Source organism: Yersinia artesiana (assembly GCF_902726545.1).
In the GTDB taxonomy this organism is placed as follows: Bacteria; Pseudomonadota; Gammaproteobacteria; order Enterobacterales; family Enterobacteriaceae; genus Yersinia; species Yersinia artesiana.
Genome location: NZ_CACVAD010000022.1, coordinates 65780 through 83188 on the forward strand (window position 1 = coordinate 65780; position 17409 = coordinate 83188).

The following is a 17409-nucleotide window of genomic DNA, read 5'->3' on the forward strand; positions in this document are numbered from 1 at the left end:
ACTCAATAACCCGAATCACTTACTGGTCGTTGACCTTAAAATAAATAGACTCATCGGGATTATCTTGCTTGCCGCCTTCCTGCATCTTGAAATCTATTGGGTATAGAGTTAACTCAAATGTGTTTAGAAATTAGTAAGTGCGTAATGTTTGGAACACGGCGGCAATCTTTTGGGGATCTTTCACTCCGGGGGCGCTTTCGACACCGGAATTGAGATCCAAACCAGCGCAACCCAGTTGGGCCGCATCACGACAGTTATCAGCCCCAACTCCACCTGCCAGCAGGACATTATCCAATGGCTGACCGGCTAATAATGACCAGTCAAAACTCTGGCCGGTGCCGCCGTTGCCATTATCCAAAACATAGCGTTCAACATGCTGTAAGTGACGAGCTGGCACGGTGTCAGTGACACTCAGTGCCTTCCAAATCTGGCAACTGGCAGGCAATACTTCACGCAGTTGGTTGATATAGCTTTGATCTTCATGCCCATGTAATTGCACGGCGCTTAACGACAGCCGTTCAGCAGTTTGTTGTATGGTTTCGACTTTTGCATCACGGAAGACGCCAACATACTTCAGCGGCGCGCCACTGATAACGGTGCGGGCTTGCGCAATATCCACATAGCGTGGTGAGTTACCGACGAAAATCAAACCACCATAGACTGCTCCGGCCTGGTAAGCGGCAGCGGCATCTTGGGCGCGGGTCAGACCGCATACCTTATTTTCACCCAATAGCACGCGGCGCACCGCAGCATTCAGGTCAGTCTCAGACATCAATGCGCTGCCAATGAGGAACCCGTTGGCAAAATGGCTGAGTTCGCGCACCTGCCGGTAGTTATTGATACCTGATTCGCTGATAACCGTCACGCCCTTGGGCAGGCGCGGTGCCAGTTCGCGGGTGCGATTAAGGTCGATAGACAAATCACGTAAGTCACGGTTATTGATACCAACGACTTTTGCCTCTAATGCAATAGCGCGATCCAGCTCCTCGGCGTTGCTTGCCTCCGTCAATACCCCCATGTTCAGGCTATGAGCCACGGCGGCCAGTTGGCGGTAAGTCTCATCATCAAGCACAGATAGCATCAGCAAAATAGCATCGGCCTGATAAAAACGCGCCAGCTGAATTTGGTAAGCATCAATAATAAAATCTTTACACAATACCGGTTGAGTCACTGCCGCGCTGACTTGTGGCAAGAAGTCAAAATTGCCCTGGAAGTACTTTTCATCCGTCAGCACCGAGATAGCCGAGGCATAATGCTTATAAACAGCGGCAATCTCTGCTGGATTAAAGTTATCGCGAATAACCCCTTTGGACGGCGACGCTTTCTTGCATTCCAAAATGAAAACGGTTTTGTTGCCCTGTAGCGCCTGATAAAAGTCGCGCTGACTCAAGGTAATGTCATTCTGGAAACTGGCCAGAGGTTGTTGTAATTTCCGCGCGGCAACCCAGATTTCCTTATCGCGCACTATTTGGTGAAGTACGGTTTCCTGCATGATTTATCCTCTTGCTGCCAGAGCGGTAACACGTTCAAAAGGCTGACCGCTGTGAATCATTTCCAATGCTTGTTGTGCGTTATGACGCAGGTTTTCCTGCCCATGCAATTTCAGCAATAATGCGACATTCGCCGCGACTGCTGCGGCATGAGCTGCCTCACCCTTACCTTGTAACAACCGTGCTAAAATGTCACGGTTTTCTTCAGGTGCGCCGCCCTGTAGCGAACCAAGCTCAAAGCGGTTTAAGCCAAAATCTTCCGGTACTAATTCGTAGCTTTCGATGCTGCCGTTATTCAGCTCCGCGACCTGAGTTGGCGCATGAATCGCCACTTCGTCCATGCCGCCACCATGCACCACCGCCGCGCGCTGATAACCCAGCACTTTAAGAGTTTCAGCAATTGGCAACACCAATTCAGGGCTATAAACACCAATCAGCGCTAATGGTGGGCGGGCAGGGTTAATCAATGGCCCTAACACATTAAACAAAGTACGGGTTTTGAGTTGTTGGCGCACCGGCATCGCATGGCGAAAACCGGTGTGATATTGCGGCGCAAACAAGAAACAAACACCTAACTCATCCAGTGCCAGACGTGACTGCTCGGCGCTCATGTCCAGGCGAATACCAAAGGCGGCCAACAAGTCTGACGAGCCGGAACGGCTGGACACACTGCGGTTACCGTGTTTGGCCACTTTCACACCACAACTGGCGGCAACAAACGCGCTGGCCGTGGAGATGTTAATGCTGTTGGTGCCGTCGCCGCCGGTGCCGACAATATCAGCAAACAGGTAATCGGGGCGTGGGAAAGGTTGCGCATCAGCTAATAAGGCTTGTGCTGCGCCGGCAATCTCGGCAGGCGTTTCGCCGCGCACTTTCATGCTGATTAATGCCGCAGCTAATTGGCTGGCTTCCAGTTCACCGCGCACAATCGCGGCAAATAGCCGTTGGCTTTCTGCCTGAGTCATCGACTCGGCCCGAAACAGTTTTTCTAATAACAATTCTTTCGATAATGTTTGCATCTTTAAACCCTTGATTACGTCATACCCAAAGAACATGGAGTTGCAGGTAGGCAGCAAGTGAGCAAATCCCGATGAGCTTACGCCGGTAAGTGATTCGGGTGAGTGTGCGCAGCTAACAACCCTGCGGTTTCATGTACGAAGGGTATTAACGCCCAGGCTAAGGTTTGCTCAAGCAAGCGAGCACCTTGGGTGGTTAAAATCGATTCCGGGTGGAATTGGTAGCCACAAACCCGATGGGCATCATGACGAACCGCCATGACCATCTTGCCAAAACGGGCGTTAACAGTGAGTTCTGTTGGGATATTACTGCCGACTAATGAGTGGTAGCGGGCAACCGGTAACGGGTTCGGCAGACCGGTAAACATACCTTGTCCGTCGTGTTCAATGGCAGAAGCCTTACCATGTAATATTTCGCCAGCCTGACCAACATGGCCGCCATAGGCTTCGACAATGGCTTGGTGGCCGAGGCAAATGCCGATAATCGGTAGCTGGCCGCGTAAACGCTGTAACAACTCAGGCATACAACCCGCTTGTGCTGGAGTGCCGGGGCCGGGGGATAGCATCAACACTGGTTGCTCAAGTTGTTGCAAACGTTCAATAATGGTGTCAGCCGCAATGTGGTTGCGGTATACCACCACGCGATGGCCGCTGGAACGCAGTTGGTCAACCAGGTTGTAAGTAAAGGAGTCGATATTATCGAGCAGCAAGATATCGGCCATTAGATTATTTTCCATTAGAACACCTCCCTGGCGTGGTGTGCGGTGGCGATGGCGCGTAGCACCGCGCGGGCTTTATTACGGGTTTCATCGGCTTCCGCCTGTGGGATTGAATCCAGCACCACACCGGCACCGGCTTGTACGGTGGCGATACCGTCCTCGACATAAGCCGAGCGAATAACAATGCAGGTATCCAAATCACCATGAGCGGTAAAATAGCCGACCGCACCGCCGTAACTGCCGCGACGCGACCCTTCACGGCCAGCGATTAATTGCATCGCCCGAACTTTTGGCGCACCACTTAATGTCCCCATATTCATGCAGGCCTGATAGGCATGCAGCACATCCAAATCGTGGCGCAGTGTGCCCACCACGCGAGAAACCAGATGCATCACAAAGGAATAACGGTCGACCTTGGTTAAATCCGCCACATAACGGCTACCCGGCTCACAGATGCGGGCCAGGTCATTACGGGCCAAATCCACCAGCATCAAGTGTTCCGCCAGTTCTTTGTGGTCGGTACGCATTTCCAGTTCGATACGGCTGTCCAAATCGCGGTCCAGTTCTCCATTGGCGCGGCGGCCGCGAGGACGAGTTCCGGCGATCGGGTAAATTTCAATCTGGCGGTTGGTCGCATCATATTTCAGTGCGCTTTCAGGTGAGGCACCGAACAGAGAGAATTCGTTATCCTGCATAAAGAACATATACGGGCTTGGATTGCTGTCTTTCAGTGTTTGATACGCCGCCAGTGGCGACGGGCAAGGCAGTGAGAACCGGCGAGAGGGCACCACCTGGAAAATCTCTCCCTCGCGGATTGCCTGCTGTAACTCGCTGACAACCGCGCCATACTCTTCGTCGGACTGGTTACACTGTAACGCCATCTCTGGTACTGATTTGGCAGGAATGGCCTGCGGTGCTTGTTGCAATTGGTGGGCAAGTTGCTCTAAACGCGCCGTCAGACGCTGGTGCTCATTATTATCTGGGGTGAACAGGCTGGCTTGTAATGTTGTCGAGCGATGTTGGTGATCCAACACCAACAGGGTTTCGGCTAAATAGAAGCAGAAGTCCGGGCAACGTTGGTCTTGGCGCAACTGCGGCAAATTTTCAAAACCGGCGACCAAATCGTAGGCAAACAAACCACCCAAAAATAGGGCTTCGCGCTCTGTCTGCGGGGCATCGACCAGTTTCAGCAACAGACGCAACGCATCGAAAACGGATAGCGCCTGTAAGCGGGAGTCTTCATCCTGCACATCATTAATCACGGGGAATGTTAATTCACGACCATTAGGGCGGACTTGAATCTCAACTTGCGCTGGCAATGCAGCGTCCAGCAACGGTAATAACGCCGCACCATTACGTGTCAGTGCTTCAATTGTGACTTTTTGCCCCAGCGCGGTGATACGCAGTGCACTGTCGATAATGAGCAGACTTTTCAGATTCTGCTTGCTGGTCACTTCCGCTGACTCCAGCAGCAATGTTGCTGGCCGCGCGCCGCAGAGCTGATGGAACAGCGCGGTTGGGTCATCACGGTAACACGCCGTGGTGGTCAGTAACTGTAAAGTGGGGCGCGAGGTTTGCATTGTTTATTGTTCCTGAAAAAGGTATACGCCGAAATCTGTCCATAAAAAAGCCCGCTATTAGCGGGCTGAAGCAATCTGCACTGTCTGATGACTGATATGCGCGATTACACCGCCCGGGAGAGGGAGATGTGCCACCAACGCAGTAAGGAAATCAGGGAAGTTTTCATTATCAGTCACTCTCTATGATTGCTTTCATTGTGTTACTTAATAAACGGGTGTTGCCCAGTGTTCCTGAGCAGCATCGTGGTATCTCGTGAACTTGTGTACTAGTTAACTAGTTCGCGGGATAAATGTCAACCCCTGAATAATTGTTTTTCATAAACACTTTTGCCTGTGACATTTGCCAGAATGAGTTGGATGCCAAATAAGATTGATTAACGTTAATGTCACATTAGCGAGTATGATAGTTAGCCACGCTTTTTCCGGACTTTTATTTTGTCTAATAAATCAGTTTTGTCTAATAAACCCGTGTTGTCTGATAACACCACATCACCTAACTCGGCTGATTTAACTGATGTTGTGACATCAACGGCCTTTACTCTCTATGACCTACATAGTCATACCACTGCGTCGGACGGTTCGTTGAGCCCCACGGCGTTGGTGATCAGGGCGGCGCAAATGCGCGTAGGTGTGTTGGCGATTACTGATCACGATACCACCGCAGGGTTAGCTGAAGCCGCCGCGACTATTGAGCAGCAGCAACTGCCAATCCGGCTTATTCCCGGTGTCGAGATTTCCACATTATGGGAAAACCATGAAATCCATATTGTGGGATTGGGCATGGATATCCAGCATCCCAGCATCTGCCAGTTATTAAGCCAACAGTCAGAGCACCGCTATAGTCGGGCGCAGGAAATCAGCGCCCGCTTGGCGAAAGCGCGTATTCCTGATGCCTGGGAAGGGGCTAATCGTTTGGCAGAAGGCGGCCAGGTGACGCGAGGCCATTTTGCCCGTTATTTGGTGGAGTTAGGGCTAGCCAGTAACGTCGGCCAGGTTTTCAAAAAGTATTTGGCCAAAGGCAAGACCGGTTATGTTCCCGCTCAATGGTGTACAATAGAACAAGCTATTGATGCTATTCAGCAATCAGGTGGGCAAGCTGTACTGGCGCACCCTGGGCGTTATGATTTAACGGCGAAATGGCTGAAGCGGTTATTAGCACATTTCGCCGAGCATGGTGGTGATGCGATGGAAGTTGCCCAGTGCCAGCAGGCCCCCCACGAGCGGGCACAACTTGCTCAGTATGCGCGCGACTATAATTTACTTGCATCCCAGGGGTCTGATTTTCATCAACCTTGTTCCTGGATTGAGTTGGGCCGCAAATTGTGGCTGCCCGCTGGGGTGGAACCGGTATGGCGTGATTGGCCGATAGCGAGTCAATCCAGTTAATTCATACATTTAATGATTAGGTAGAGTCATGAGTCAATTTTTCTATATTCACCCAGAAAACCCGCAACCACGGTTAATCAACCAAAGTGTGGATGTTTTACGTAAAGGTGGGGTGGTCGTTTATCCGACAGATTCGGGTTATGCTCTTGGCTGCCGCTTAGAAGATAAAGCGGCAATGGAACGTATTTGTCGTATTCGCCAGTTGGATGGTAATCATAACTTCACCTTGGTCTGTCGTGATTTGTCGGAGCTGTCAACATACGCCTATGTTGATAACTCGGCGTTTCGGCTTATCAAGAACAACACCCCCGGTAACTACACCTTTATATTGAAAGCGACAAAAGAAGTGCCGCGGCGTTTGATGAATGACAAACGTAAAACGATTGGCTTGCGTGTGCCGTCAAATCCTATTGCACTGGCGTTGCTGGATGTATTAGGTGAGCCGCTGATGTCGACCACATTGATGCTGCCAGGTAATGATTTTGCTGAGTCAGATCCAGAAGAGATCAAAGAGCACTTGGGCAAACAAGTGGATTTAATTATTCACGGTGGCTCACTGGGCCAACAGCCGACTACGGTTATTGACCTGACTGATTCTTCCCCGGAAGTTATCCGCGAAGGTGCAGGGGATGCAACGCCATTCCGCTAAGTGGATCGGGCGATAAGCCATTGTTAGTGACATCCGAGTCTTTTTGAGTCCCTGACTGTGAAAATAGTGTAATATGTCCGGTCACGAACCAGCGTGTTGAAGCGTTTGCGTCACTTTCTGCGCGCCACGCTGTGTTCTAAAATGTATTACAATCAGTGAGTTCTGCTTGATTGTGAGCTTAACTTATTGATTACAATATATAACACGACGCCTGTGAAGGCGACATTAGAGGTTGCTCAATGAGCGAGAAGTCAGAAGACCAAAAGTTACCAAACTCAAAGCCACCAAGCCCTAAACCGCAGGGCGACAAGGTTGTGGGTGAAAAAACAAAAGTTGTGGGTGAAAAATTACAGAAAATCTTGGCGCGAGCGGGTCATGGCTCTCGTCGGGAAATCGAAGCCATCATTCAACAGGGCCGCGTCAGCGTTGATGGTAAAATATCAAAACTGGGCGATCGTGTTGAAGTCACTCAGGCCACTAAAATTCGTCTGGACGGCCATCTTCTTTCGATTAAAGAATCTGAAGAAGCGGTGTGTCGTGTGCTGGCGTATTACAAGCCGGAAGGCGAACTTTGTACCCGTAATGACCCTGAAGGCCGTCCAACGGTATTTGATCGTCTGCCAAAACTGCGCGGTTCGCGTTGGGTTGCGGTAGGCCGCCTGGACGTCAATACCTCAGGTTTATTATTGTTCACCACTGATGGTGAATTGGCTAACCGCCTGATGCACCCTAGCCGTGAAGTTGAACGCGAATATGCAGTGCGTGTATTTGGTCAAATCGATGACGAAAAAATCAAACAACTGAGTCGCGGTGTTCAATTGGAAGATGGCCCAGCGGCATTCCGCACCATTAGTTTCCAGGGCGGAGAAGGGGTTAATCAGTGGTATAACGTCACGTTGACCGAAGGGCGCAACCGCGAAGTGCGCCGTTTGTGGGAAGCTGTCGGTGTACAGGTTAGCCGCCTGATTCGTGTTCGTTATGGTGATATCAATCTGCCAAAAGGCTTGCCGCGTGGCGGTTGGACTGAATTAGATCTGAAAGCAACCAACTACTTGCGTGAACTTGTGGAGTTGGATTCTGAAACGGTCAGCAAATTGCCCGTTGAGAAAGACCGACGTCGGGTTAAAGCTAATCAAATTCGTCGTGCAGTTAAGCGCCATACTGAAGTTGCTGGTCGCCAGGTTGCAGGACGTCAAGGCTCAGCCCGTAAAGGTTCTACCCGTCAAAACGTAGGTAACGCAGCTCCAGCCGCCGCTACCGGGCGTCGTGGATCTAATAAGCGCGGATAAGTTATTTATGGGAAGAAATTATTTTCTTCCCATTATTCACTCTAAGAATTCCCATTCCCATTCCCTCTTCTTCAGATATTTCGTTTTTTACTTCAAAGTATAAAAAACTGCCGTAGCTTCTTTTGAAAGCATTAATTCCCTATCAGAAATGATTCGACAGCATATACACACCATCAACCATAACCGGATATCCCTGGTTCCGAGAGATGCTGTGTGACTATATTGCTCTTGGGGAATACCCCATCGGATTTAAAATCTAAGGAGCATTAACATGAAAAAATCTCTGTTAACGACCAGTACAGCTATTTTATTTGTTGTCAGCGCCGGATTTTCCACTCTGACTTATGCTTGTGGCGGCACTCACTCGCATTATGGCGATAATTGTGAAAAGACCTGTAGCTCCCTTTCAGAACCATTGAAAACAATCTGCTACTTTGGTGCGACGCAGCATAAAGGTCCAGCGTCGAGCCAAGTGGCTCCGGGGATGGGAGATCTAACACCCGCCCTTGGGACATTGACTCCGTCAAACATTCCGATGATCCCGCTTGAAAAGTAATTTAAAAAATCGAATTAACCGATATTGGCGAATCATGTTTGGCGTTGATTGCTTTATATAGAAGACGCTAATGCCGCAGACTTTGCCTCTGCGGCATTTTATTGGTCAAAGATGGCTGAAAATTACCAGTCAATACCTTGTTGTGCCTTAATACCGGCATCAAAAGCATGTTTAACCGGGCGTAATTCGCTGACAGTATCTGCCATTTCCAACAGATCCCGATGACAACCACGGCCAGTAATTATCACGGTTTGATGGGCAGGGCGCTGTTTTAGCGCGTCAACAACCTCATCCAGTGATAAGTAGTCATAAGCGACCATATAAGTCAGTTCATCCAACACCACTAAATCTAAGGTCGGATCAGCTAACATACGCCGCGCATGTTGCCAAACCCCCTGGCAGGCAGCGGTATCTGTCTCTCTATTTTGCGTATTCCAGGTAAAACCGGTTGCCATCACCTGAAACTCAACACCATGTTGTTGCAGCAGATTTTTCTCGCCGTTCGGCCACTCACCTTTAATAAACTGTATGACGCCCGCTTTCAAACCATGACCAACAGCACGGGTTACAGTACCAAAGGCAGCGGTGGTTTTACCTTTGCCATTGCCGGTAAAGACAATCAAGATGCCGCGAATTTCTTGTGCGGCTGCAACCCGTGATTCAACCTTTTCTTTTATTTTTTGTTGGCGTTGCTGGTGGCGTTCTTCAGACATGAAACATTCCTTTATTCGGCGGGGCCGGGTTTACGGCCGGGTTGTGCATCGAAGCTGATACCGGTCTTTCTGCGGCTATCGTCGCCCATCAGGTAGAGATAAAGCGGCATAATATCGGCCGGTGTTTTTAACTTGTTGGCATCTTCATCCGGGAAGGCATTCGCGCGCATCTTAGTCCGCGTGCCGCCAGGATTGATACAATTAACCCTCAGATTACTCTGCTTATATTCTTCAGCAAGCACCTGCATCATGCCTTCGGTGGCAAATTTAGACACGGCATAAGCACCCCATCCGCAGCGCCCCTGACGTCCGACACTGGAGCTGGTGAAAACCAAAGAGGCACTCGGTGATTTCAGCAATAATGGCAATAATGCTTGAGTTAGCATAAAAGTTGCATTGACATTCACTTGCATAACATCTTGCCAGACACTGATATCCAGCTCTGCCATCGGGGCAATTTCACCCAATAAACCGGCATTATGTAATACACCATCCAGATGCGAGATTTGTTGGCTGAGTGCATCTGCCAGTTGCTGACAATCTTGCACTGTAGCATGTAATAAATCCAGTTCCCAGACGATAGCCGCCTGACCACCAGCCTTGGCAATCTGTTGATGCACGGCAACAAGCTTGTGCAGGGTCCGGCCGACGAGAATCAAACGCGCACCAAAACGTGCATAAGTCAAAGCCGCTTCGCGACCAATGCCATCACCTGCGCCTGTCACTAAAATAGTGCGATTATCGAGCAAGTCATGTTTAGGTTGGTAATGCATAATTATTCCTCTTACGAGCGGCGTAAATTTGACTGCTGCATGCCGCGATATCCCATACATTCTTATATTTAAGCGAAACCAATGCAATTTTTCATTTGCGCAAGACGGCGGCCTACGGGTTCGCTAGAATGCAGGTATCTCTTTAATAGCAGATGAATAAAGGCGGTATTTGTGGAGTTATTTTCTCTGTACGGACTGTTTCTCGCTAAAGTGGTGACCATTGTGGTCGCCATTGGTGCGGTTGTATTGTTGGTTGTCAGCCAGGGAATGAGGAAACAAGGGCAACGGGGGGAACTCAAACTGGTTGATTTGGGTGAACAATATAAGGAAATGCAGCGTGAAATGCGCCTGGCGCGCATGAGTCATGCGGAGCAAAAAACCTGGATCAAAGAGTTTAAAAAGCAGCAAAAATCTGACGAAAAACTGAAGAAACAGCGCGCCAAATCAGGTGCGGTGGCAGCGGTAAAACCCTGTCTGTATGTCATTGACTTTAAAGGCAGCATTGATGCCCATGAAGTGGCTTCATTACGTGAAGAGATTTCTGCGGTACTGGCAGTGGCAACGGCACAAGATGAAGTATTGCTTCGCCTGGAAAGTCCTGGTGGTGTAGTTCACGGTTATGGTCTGGCGGCATCGCAATTAGAACGTTTGCGCCATAAAGGTATCCGCCTGACGGTGGCAGTGGATAAAGTGGCCGCCAGTGGGGGCTATATGATGGCCTGTGTGGCCGATCGTATCATTTGTGCGCCATTCGCCATCATTGGTTCTATCGGTGTTGTTGCTCAAATACCTAACTTTCATCGGTTATTGAAAAAGAATGATATTGATGTAGAACTGCATACCGCAGGTGAATTTAAGCGAACGCTGACCTTGTTTGGTGAAAATACCGAGCAAGGCCGCGAAAAATTCCGCGAAGATCTCAACGAAACGCATCTGCTATTCAAGCAGTTCGTCCATCAACAACGACCGTCTTTGGATATCGATGCTGTTGCCACTGGCGAACACTGGTTTGGCACCCAAGCCAAAGAGAAAGGGCTGGTTGATGCCATTGGCACTAGCGATGATTTACTGATAGCTGAGATGGATAATCACGAGGTTATTGGTGTGCGTTATTCGCGTCGTAAACGTCTGATGGATCGCTTTACCGGTAGTGCGGCGGAAAGCGCTGACCGTCTATTATTACGTTGGTGGCAGCGTGGTGAAAAACCACTGTTATAACCTGACGTGAAGTGAATTCGGTGAGATAAAAGCAGGGGGCCTGGCCCCCTGTTATTTTTGGTTCAGCTGCTAAGGGAGGGAGCAGTAAAAGGCATCATCTGCGATTAATCGATCAAATGATATTTAGCCGATAGAACATGCGCGAGATGTTTAAACATATTAAATACGGCGGTGGTTTTTGCTGTAGGCAAGCCTTCTTCATCAAGGAAGAACTCCCCGCGAAATACCAAAACAGCCCCTTTTTGCTCAACTTCAGTCGCTTTCATTCCGTGCAGATAATCTTCATGTTGACGAATAATCTCATTGGCTTCTGCCAATAATTTATTACGTTCAATAGGTGCTGTGTTTCCAAACATTATATCTCCTCACAACAATCATATTTCCTCAGAACAAGGTAATTTCTCTTACCTATTCTACTGCGGGTTAGCATTTGTTCGCAAACCGACTAATGTTTATTCGAGCCATTGGTGGTTTTGTCACCGCAATTGGATAAATTCAGATTACGAACTAATTAGGTTGCGTGACGCTTTTTATCAGGTACAGTGTGGGATTTTATACTATTAGGTGGAAGGTTTTGTTGACGCCATGGGGCAGAATTCACTGCTGTTGTATTGGGCGCAAGCAAAGATTTTGAGGGATCGTCAACTGAGCTTCGGAAGGCACATTTATGGCTCCGATCAAAAAAACAGGTTGATCTCCTGAAAAAGTACCGCAATATAAAAAAGAGATTCAGAATGCCGCGGTACGGCAAGATAAAAACCTTCTTTTAGAAGAAATAATTTAGGTAAAGGTAATTATGGGCAAAGCTCTCGTAATAGTTGAGTCCCCGGCAAAAGCCAAAACTATTAATAAATACTTAGGGAATAACTACGTGGTTAAGTCCAGTGTCGGTCACATTCGTGATTTACCGACCAGCGGCTCAGCCAGTAAGAAGAGCGCTAACTCAACTGAAGATAAAGCCAAGAAAGCTGACAAGCCCAAAACTAAAGTAAAGAAAGACGAAAAGGTTGCGTTAGTTAATCGCATGGGCGTCGATCCTTATCATGGCTGGAAAGCGCAGTACGAAATTTTGCCCGGTAAAGAAAAAGTGGTTGCCGAGCTAAAAGCATTAGCCGAAAACGCTGATCACATCTATCTCGCAACCGACCTTGACCGCGAAGGAGAGGCCATTGCCTGGCATTTGCGGGAAGTGATTGGGGGTGACGATAAGCGTTTTAGTCGCGTGGTGTTTAACGAAATCACGAAAAATGCTATCCAACAGGCGTTTAATCAACCGGGTGAATTGAATATCAACCGGGTTAATGCGCAGCAAGCCCGTCGCTTTATGGACCGGGTTGTGGGTTATATGGTTTCTCCACTGTTGTGGAAAAAGATTGCACGTGGCTTGTCCGCAGGGCGCGTACAATCGGTCGCGGTACGTTTGGTGGTTGAACGTGAGCGGGATATTAAAGCATTCGTTCCTGAAGAATACTGGGAATTGCATGCCGATTTGCTGGCAAAAGGTGAAGTTCCTATTCAAATGGAAGTCACCCATGCCCACAATAAACCCTTTAAACCGGTCAATCGTGAGCAGACCCACGCCGCGCTTAAACTGCTGGAAAACGCCCGCTATAAAGTGCTGGATCGCGAAGATAAACCGACCAGCAGCAAGCCCGGCGCACCGTTTATCACTTCTACCTTGCAGCAGGCTGCCAGTACCCGCCTGAGTTTTGGTGTGAAGAAAACCATGATGATGGCGCAGCGCTTGTATGAAGCGGGGCATATCACCTATATGCGTACTGACTCCACCAACTTAAGTCAGGATGCTCTGACCATGGTGCGCGGTTATATTGGTGATAATTTTGGCGATAAATACTTGCCATCTGCACCGAATCAATACAGCAGCAAAGAAAATTCACAAGAAGCGCATGAAGCTATTCGTCCGTCTGATGTGAATGTGCTGGCTGAGCAGCTAAAAGATATGGAAGCTGACGCCCAGAAGCTGTATCAGCTGATTTGGCGTCAGTTTGTGGCCTGCCAGATGACGCCGGCCAAGTATGACTCCACCACACTGACGGTACAGGCTGGCGATTTCCAACTGCGAGCTAAAGGTCGCACCTTACGCTTCGATGGTTGGACCAAGGTGATGCCAGCATTGCGCAAAGGCGATGAAGACAGAACCTTGCCAGTGATTGAAGTGGGCAGTGAACTGGATTTACAAAAATTGATCCCAAGCCAGCACTTCACCAAACCGCCAGCGCGTTACAGTGAAGCGTCATTGGTAAAAGAGCTGGAAAAGCGGGGCATTGGCCGCCCGTCTACCTATGCGTCGATTATCTCGACCATTCAGGACCGTGGTTATGTCCGGGTAGAAAACCGCCGTTTCTATGCCGAGAAAATGGGTGAGATCGTCACCGACCGTCTGGAAGAAAACTTCCGCGAGTTGATGAATTACGACTTTACCGCGCGCATGGAAAGTGGTCTGGATCAGGTTGCCAATGACCAGGCGGAGTGGAAGGCTGTGCTGGACGGCTTCTTTGCTGAGTTCAGTGAGCAGCTTGAAAAGGCTGAAAAAGATCCTGAAGAGGGCGGTATGCGCCCGAATCAAATGGTCATGACCAGCATTGATTGCCCAACCTGTGGTCGCCAGATGGGGATTCGTACCGCCAGCACTGGGGTGTTCCTCGGTTGTTCGGGTTATGCATTGCCGCCGAAAGAGCGCTGCAAAACCACCATCAATCTGGTGCCTGAAGCTGAAGTTCTTAATATCCTGGAAGGCGATGATGCAGAAACTAACGCATTACGCGCCAAACGTCGCTGTCAGAAATGTGGCACGGCAATGGATAGCTATCTGATTGATAGCCAACGTAAGTTACATGTTTGTGGGAACAACCCGGCATGTGATGGTTATGAGATAGAAGAAGGCGAGTTCCGCATCAAAGGGTATGAAGGCCCGATCGTTGAGTGCGAGAAATGTGGTTCTGAAATGCATCTGAAAATGGGGCGTTTTGGTAAGTACATGGGTTGTACCAATGATGAGTGCAAAAATACCCGTAAAATCTTGCGCAGTGGTGAAGTTGCACCGCCGAAAGAAGATCCGGTACCGTTGCCAGAACTGCCTTGTGAAAAGTCAGACGCCTATTTCGTGTTACGCGATGGTGCTGCCGGTGTTTTCCTGGCGGCCAATACATTCCCGAAATCGCGCGAAACCCGTGCACCATTAGTTGAGGAATTGGTTCGCTTTAAGGATCGTTTACCGGAAAAATTACGTTATTTGGCTGATGCGCCTGTGACGGACAACGACGGTAATAAAACGATGGTCCGTTTTAGTCGCAAAACCAAACAGCAGTACGTTTCCTCAGAAAAAGATGGCAAAGCGACCGGCTGGTCTGCGTTCTATATTGATGGCAAATGGGTCGAAGCTAAAAAATAGTGGATGCACTGGGATAGGTCATTAAGACACCAGTTTAAACCAGCCTTCGGGCTGGTTTTTTATTGGGCTAATCCATCCGAGTGCTTTATAGTCATGGTGGAACTGTTGAAGTTATCAATTGTTAATGCAGTTTGTCAGGCTGAAAAATACGCTTTTTTTAAGCTAATATTCTCTATCTTAAACCGCGAGCTGCACTGGTATGCTTATTGGCATTCGCTTTCGATAAGCACGAAATAACGCGACGATAACAAGGGTATATACAGTTACGAATGAAATGATATAGTAGTTATATAAAATATTTTTTTATCACCTAATGTTATTATAAGGTCAATAATGACCACTTTGGCATCATGCAGTTATGGGTTTCAGTTAATAACTTCTCGGCATACCGGGTGATTCCGATATACCAAACTGTGGGCCTCCCGCAGTGTTTAACCTAGGATGGTATAGATATGAAATTGCAGCAGCTCCGTTATATTGTTGAGGTGGTTAATCATAACCTTAACGTATCGTCCACCGCTGAAGGCCTGTACACCTCGCAACCTGGGATCAGTAAACAGGTTCGCATGTTGGAAGATGAGCTGGGTATCCAGATTTTTGCCCGCAGCGGCAAACATCTCACACAGGTGACTCCCGCAGGGCTGGAAATCATCCGTATTGCCCGTGAAGTATTATCAAAAGTTGATGCCATTAAAGCAGTTGCCGGTGAACATACTTATCCGGATAAAGGATCTTTGTATGTGGCGACGACCCATACTCAAGCGCGTTATGCATTGCCGAATGTGATTAAGGGCTTTATTGAGCGCTATCCTCGCGTGTCGCTGCATATGCATCAAGGCTCACCGACACAAATAGCGGAAGCGGTGTCCAAGGGCAGTGCTGACTTTGCTATTGCGACGGAAGCACTGCATTTGTATGACGACCTGATTATGTTGCCGTGCTATCACTGGAATCGCGCGGTGGTCGTGAAGCCCGATCACCCATTAGCAGGGAAAGCCCATGTCAGTATTGAAGAATTGGCTGCTTATCCTATTGTGACCTACACCTTTGGTTTTACCGGCCGCTCTGAACTGGATACCGCGTTTAACCGTGCGGGCTTGACTCCGCGTATTGTCTTTACCGCCACCGATGCGGATGTGATTAAAACTTACGTGAGATTAGGGCTGGGTGTCGGGGTTATCGCCAGCATGGCGGTTGATCCGATTCAAGACCCTGATCTGGTGACGGTGGATGCGCGCGATATCTTTACTTACAGCACCACTAAAATTGGTTTCCGCCGCAGTACCTTCCTGCGCAGTTATATGTATGACTTTATTTTACGTTTTGCCCCTCATCTGACGCGCGATGTAGTAGATAAAGCGGTTGCCTTGCGCTCAAATGAAGATATCGAAGCGATGTTTAAAGATATTAAACTGCCGACGAAATGATTCTGTTTTTAATTAAAGGAAAGTCCCTAAAATAAAGGGACTTTTTACGTTATTAGCGCTTTTTATTGGCTTGAGCAAGCACAGACCCTGCCAGTGTTTTAGCTTTTTCACTGGACTCGGGATTTGCCAACACTTGTGCCGCGACATCTTCCATAAGAACGCCGGTCTGATTATCAGTATTGGTTTGAGAGAGTGCTGACCCCGCCAGACTCTTTTCGAGGGGAGACGCATTAGGATCTTTTAGTATTCTTGCCGCCTGCGCCGCTACCGATGCTGATGTTTTCTTTTTATTTCTCGACATGAATTAATCTCATTTTGTTTGTAGGGTGTACCTCATGTTGTGTTTTAGCAACACAGCATATCGTAACAGACTGTATAAAAAAACAGTATGGCATTCAAATTACATTACCTTAAAATCATTTCATAACCTTAGTTGGGTGGAGGTTGTTTCCATAATAGAAATAATAAGTAAAAATTCAAAAGCCAATAGTTACCTCTCCTGTTAATTTATTTATGAGAATAGTGGCGTTAATTCAATTAATATTTTTAGGGAGATATATGGCTTCAATATCTTATCCATTATCAAGTAATGTATTCACTAATGTGTTCCCATGCCAGAAAAACACTTATGACGAAAATGAAATTTTTAATATAAAATTTGGTGAAGGAAAATTTACTTTAGATATTATTAATAAGGTGTTCGATGGTTTATATAAAAAAGGTTGGATTAATTTTGTTCAATATCATCAAGGCACGAACCTCTACAGTTTACTGAGTGCTTCTGTTGAAGTGCCATTGGTAGAAAGGATGATAAGCTTCGACAACAGACTGAAATATGATCTGGCTCCTGGGGATACTCCTACGTGCTATTTTGAGAGTAATGGCGAATCTGGAGTGAAGATGCATTATGAGGTAACCCACAGCGACAGTGTATGCCCTTTATTTAAATTTAAGTGTGAGTTTCTGTTTGATAAACACTGTCAATTGAGTCATGAAAAAAACTTCATTTTTATTGAGTTTTTCCCTCAGTGTCCTTCGGAGTTAATAGATCTTTTAGACAAAAGAACTGTAATGCAGATATTTCTAGAATGGTTAAAAAATTTATTTCATTTGAATGGTTCTGCGTTTGAGAACACTAAATTGGTTGAGGGTATAGGAAAAGATACTGAGGTGAGATTATC

General features: G+C 47.9%; 15 protein-coding genes, 2 pseudogenes and 1 other annotated feature. Of the genes and pseudogenes, 9 read left to right on the forward strand and 8 right to left on the reverse strand.

The window, feature by feature from the left end:
- Nucleotides 1-130 precede the first annotated feature (130 nt).
- The 4 genes and pseudogenes from trpCF to trpL all read right to left on the reverse strand — a co-directional run bounded on the left by trpCF (nucleotide 131) and on the right by trpL (nucleotide 4972).
- Entirely contained in the window at nucleotides 131-1492 is a 1362-nt protein-coding gene (gene trpCF, locus HU019_RS09610) for a bifunctional indole-3-glycerol-phosphate synthase TrpC/phosphoribosylanthranilate isomerase TrpF (protein WP_174849622.1), read from the reverse strand.
- Between the two features lie 3 nt (nucleotides 1493-1495).
- A pseudogene (gene trpD, locus HU019_RS20505) lies at nucleotides 1496-3228 on the reverse strand (anthranilate phosphoribosyltransferase).
- 14 nt (nucleotides 3229-3242) lie between these two features.
- Entirely contained in the window at nucleotides 3243-4805 is a 1563-nt protein-coding gene (locus tag HU019_RS09625; protein ID WP_174849624.1) for an anthranilate synthase component 1, read from the reverse strand.
- A 41-nt stretch (nucleotides 4806-4846) separates the two neighbouring features.
- Nucleotides 4847-4948: a sequence feature (Trp leader region), on the reverse strand.
- Nucleotides 4910-4972, reverse strand: coding sequence for a trp operon leader peptide (trpL, locus tag HU019_RS09630; protein ID WP_061512357.1), 63 nt, complete (start codon nucleotides 4970-4972; stop codon nucleotides 4910-4912). Its footprint overlaps the feature before it by 39 nt.
- A gap of 301 nt (nucleotides 4973-5273) precedes the next feature.
- On the opposite strand from trpL, the gene rnm reads away from it, so the two are divergent.
- The 4 genes from rnm to HU019_RS09650 all read left to right on the forward strand — a co-directional run bounded on the left by rnm (nucleotide 5274) and on the right by HU019_RS09650 (nucleotide 8685).
- On the forward strand, nucleotides 5274-6191 hold the full coding sequence (gene rnm / locus HU019_RS09635; protein ID WP_407083961.1) for an RNase RNM: 918 nt from the start codon (nucleotides 5274-5276) through the stop codon (nucleotides 6189-6191).
- Nucleotides 6192-6219: 28 nt separating this feature from the next.
- A complete protein-coding gene (locus HU019_RS09640; protein ID WP_038633141.1) occupies nucleotides 6220-6840 on the forward strand; it encodes an L-threonylcarbamoyladenylate synthase in 621 nt (206 codons plus the stop codon).
- A 239-nt stretch (nucleotides 6841-7079) separates the two neighbouring features.
- The gene (gene rluB, locus HU019_RS09645) at nucleotides 7080-8129 is read left to right on the forward strand and encodes a 23S rRNA pseudouridine(2605) synthase RluB (protein ID WP_320407013.1); all 1050 of its coding nucleotides are present in this window, start codon (nucleotides 7080-7082) and stop codon (nucleotides 8127-8129) included.
- A 271-nt stretch (nucleotides 8130-8400) separates the two neighbouring features.
- Nucleotides 8401-8685: a hypothetical protein gene (locus HU019_RS09650; protein WP_174849625.1), complete on the forward strand. Its 285-nt coding sequence runs from the start codon at nucleotides 8401-8403 to the stop codon at nucleotides 8683-8685.
- Nucleotides 8686-8807: 122 nt separating this feature from the next.
- Here the strand turns inward: HU019_RS09650 and cobO are convergent, their stop codons facing one another.
- Both cobO and HU019_RS09660 read right to left on the reverse strand, forming a co-directional pair.
- A complete protein-coding gene (gene cobO / locus HU019_RS09655; protein ID WP_174849626.1) occupies nucleotides 8808-9398 on the reverse strand; it encodes a cob(I)yrinic acid a,c-diamide adenosyltransferase in 591 nt (196 codons plus the stop codon).
- 11 nt (nucleotides 9399-9409) lie between these two features.
- Complete coding sequence (locus HU019_RS09660) at nucleotides 9410-10171, reverse strand: YciK family oxidoreductase (protein WP_174849627.1); 762 nt, start codon at nucleotides 10169-10171, stop codon at nucleotides 9410-9412.
- A gap of 171 nt (nucleotides 10172-10342) precedes the next feature.
- Between HU019_RS09660 and sohB the strand changes: the two genes are divergently transcribed.
- Nucleotides 10343-11389, forward strand: a complete 1047-nt coding sequence (sohB, locus tag HU019_RS09665; protein ID WP_174849628.1) for a protease SohB — start codon at nucleotides 10343-10345, stop codon at nucleotides 11387-11389.
- 104 nt (nucleotides 11390-11493) lie between these two features.
- On the opposite strand, the gene HU019_RS09670 is transcribed toward sohB, so the two are convergent.
- Nucleotides 11494-11745, reverse strand: coding sequence for a YciN family protein (locus HU019_RS09670; protein WP_050075576.1), 252 nt, complete (start codon nucleotides 11743-11745; stop codon nucleotides 11494-11496).
- A gap of 22 nt (nucleotides 11746-11767) precedes the next feature.
- Here HU019_RS09670 and HU019_RS20510 point away from each other — a divergent pair.
- From HU019_RS20510 to cysB, 3 genes and pseudogenes are all read left to right on the forward strand, one after another.
- Nucleotides 11768-11950 (forward strand): annotated as a pseudogene (locus tag HU019_RS20510) (hypothetical protein); the annotation flags it as partial.
- A 235-nt stretch (nucleotides 11951-12185) separates the two neighbouring features.
- On the forward strand, nucleotides 12186-14801 hold the full coding sequence (topA, locus tag HU019_RS09675; RefSeq protein ID WP_174849629.1) for a type I DNA topoisomerase: 2616 nt from the start codon (nucleotides 12186-12188) through the stop codon (nucleotides 14799-14801).
- Nucleotides 14802-15253: 452 nt separating this feature from the next.
- Nucleotides 15254-16228: an HTH-type transcriptional regulator CysB gene (gene cysB, locus HU019_RS09680; RefSeq protein ID WP_005165856.1), complete on the forward strand. Its 975-nt coding sequence runs from the start codon at nucleotides 15254-15256 to the stop codon at nucleotides 16226-16228.
- A gap of 52 nt (nucleotides 16229-16280) precedes the next feature.
- Here the strand turns inward: cysB and HU019_RS09685 are convergent, their stop codons facing one another.
- A complete protein-coding gene (locus HU019_RS09685) occupies nucleotides 16281-16529 on the reverse strand; it encodes a hypothetical protein (RefSeq protein ID WP_174849630.1) in 249 nt (82 codons plus the stop codon).
- Between the two features lie 257 nt (nucleotides 16530-16786).
- On the opposite strand from HU019_RS09685, the gene HU019_RS09690 reads away from it, so the two are divergent.
- The coding region (locus tag HU019_RS09690; RefSeq protein WP_174850483.1) for a hypothetical protein at nucleotides 16787-17409 on the forward strand (623 nt) is incomplete at its 3' end.

Excerpts from the sequence above, each read along its gene's own strand:
- rluB (WP_320407013.1), top strand. The coding sequence starts at position 7,080 with ATGAGCGAGAAGTCAGAAGACCAAAAGTTACCAAACTCAAAGCCACCA.
- HU019_RS09650 (WP_174849625.1), top strand. The coding sequence starts at position 8,401 with ATGAAAAAATCTCTGTTAACGACCAGTACAGCTATTTTATTTGTTGTC.
- cobO (WP_174849626.1), bottom strand. The coding sequence starts at position 9,398 with ATGTCTGAAGAACGCCACCAGCAACGCCAACAAAAAATAAAAGAAAAG.
- HU019_RS09625 (WP_174849624.1), bottom strand. The coding sequence starts at position 4,805 with ATGCAAACCTCGCGCCCCACTTTACAGTTACTGACCACCACGGCGTGT.
- cysB (WP_005165856.1), top strand. The coding sequence starts at position 15,254 with ATGAAATTGCAGCAGCTCCGTTATATTGTTGAGGTGGTTAATCATAAC.
- HU019_RS09640 (WP_038633141.1), top strand. The coding sequence starts at position 6,220 with ATGAGTCAATTTTTCTATATTCACCCAGAAAACCCGCAACCACGGTTA.
- HU019_RS09660 (WP_174849627.1), bottom strand. The coding sequence starts at position 10,171 with ATGCATTACCAACCTAAACATGACTTGCTCGATAATCGCACTATTTTA.
- HU019_RS09685 (WP_174849630.1), bottom strand. The coding sequence starts at position 16,529 with ATGTCGAGAAATAAAAAGAAAACATCAGCATCGGTAGCGGCGCAGGCG.
- HU019_RS09670 (WP_050075576.1), bottom strand. The coding sequence starts at position 11,745 with ATGTTTGGAAACACAGCACCTATTGAACGTAATAAATTATTGGCAGAA.
- topA (WP_174849629.1), top strand. The coding sequence starts at position 12,186 with ATGGGCAAAGCTCTCGTAATAGTTGAGTCCCCGGCAAAAGCCAAAACT.
- trpCF (WP_174849622.1), bottom strand. The coding sequence starts at position 1,492 with ATGCAGGAAACCGTACTTCACCAAATAGTGCGCGATAAGGAAATCTGG.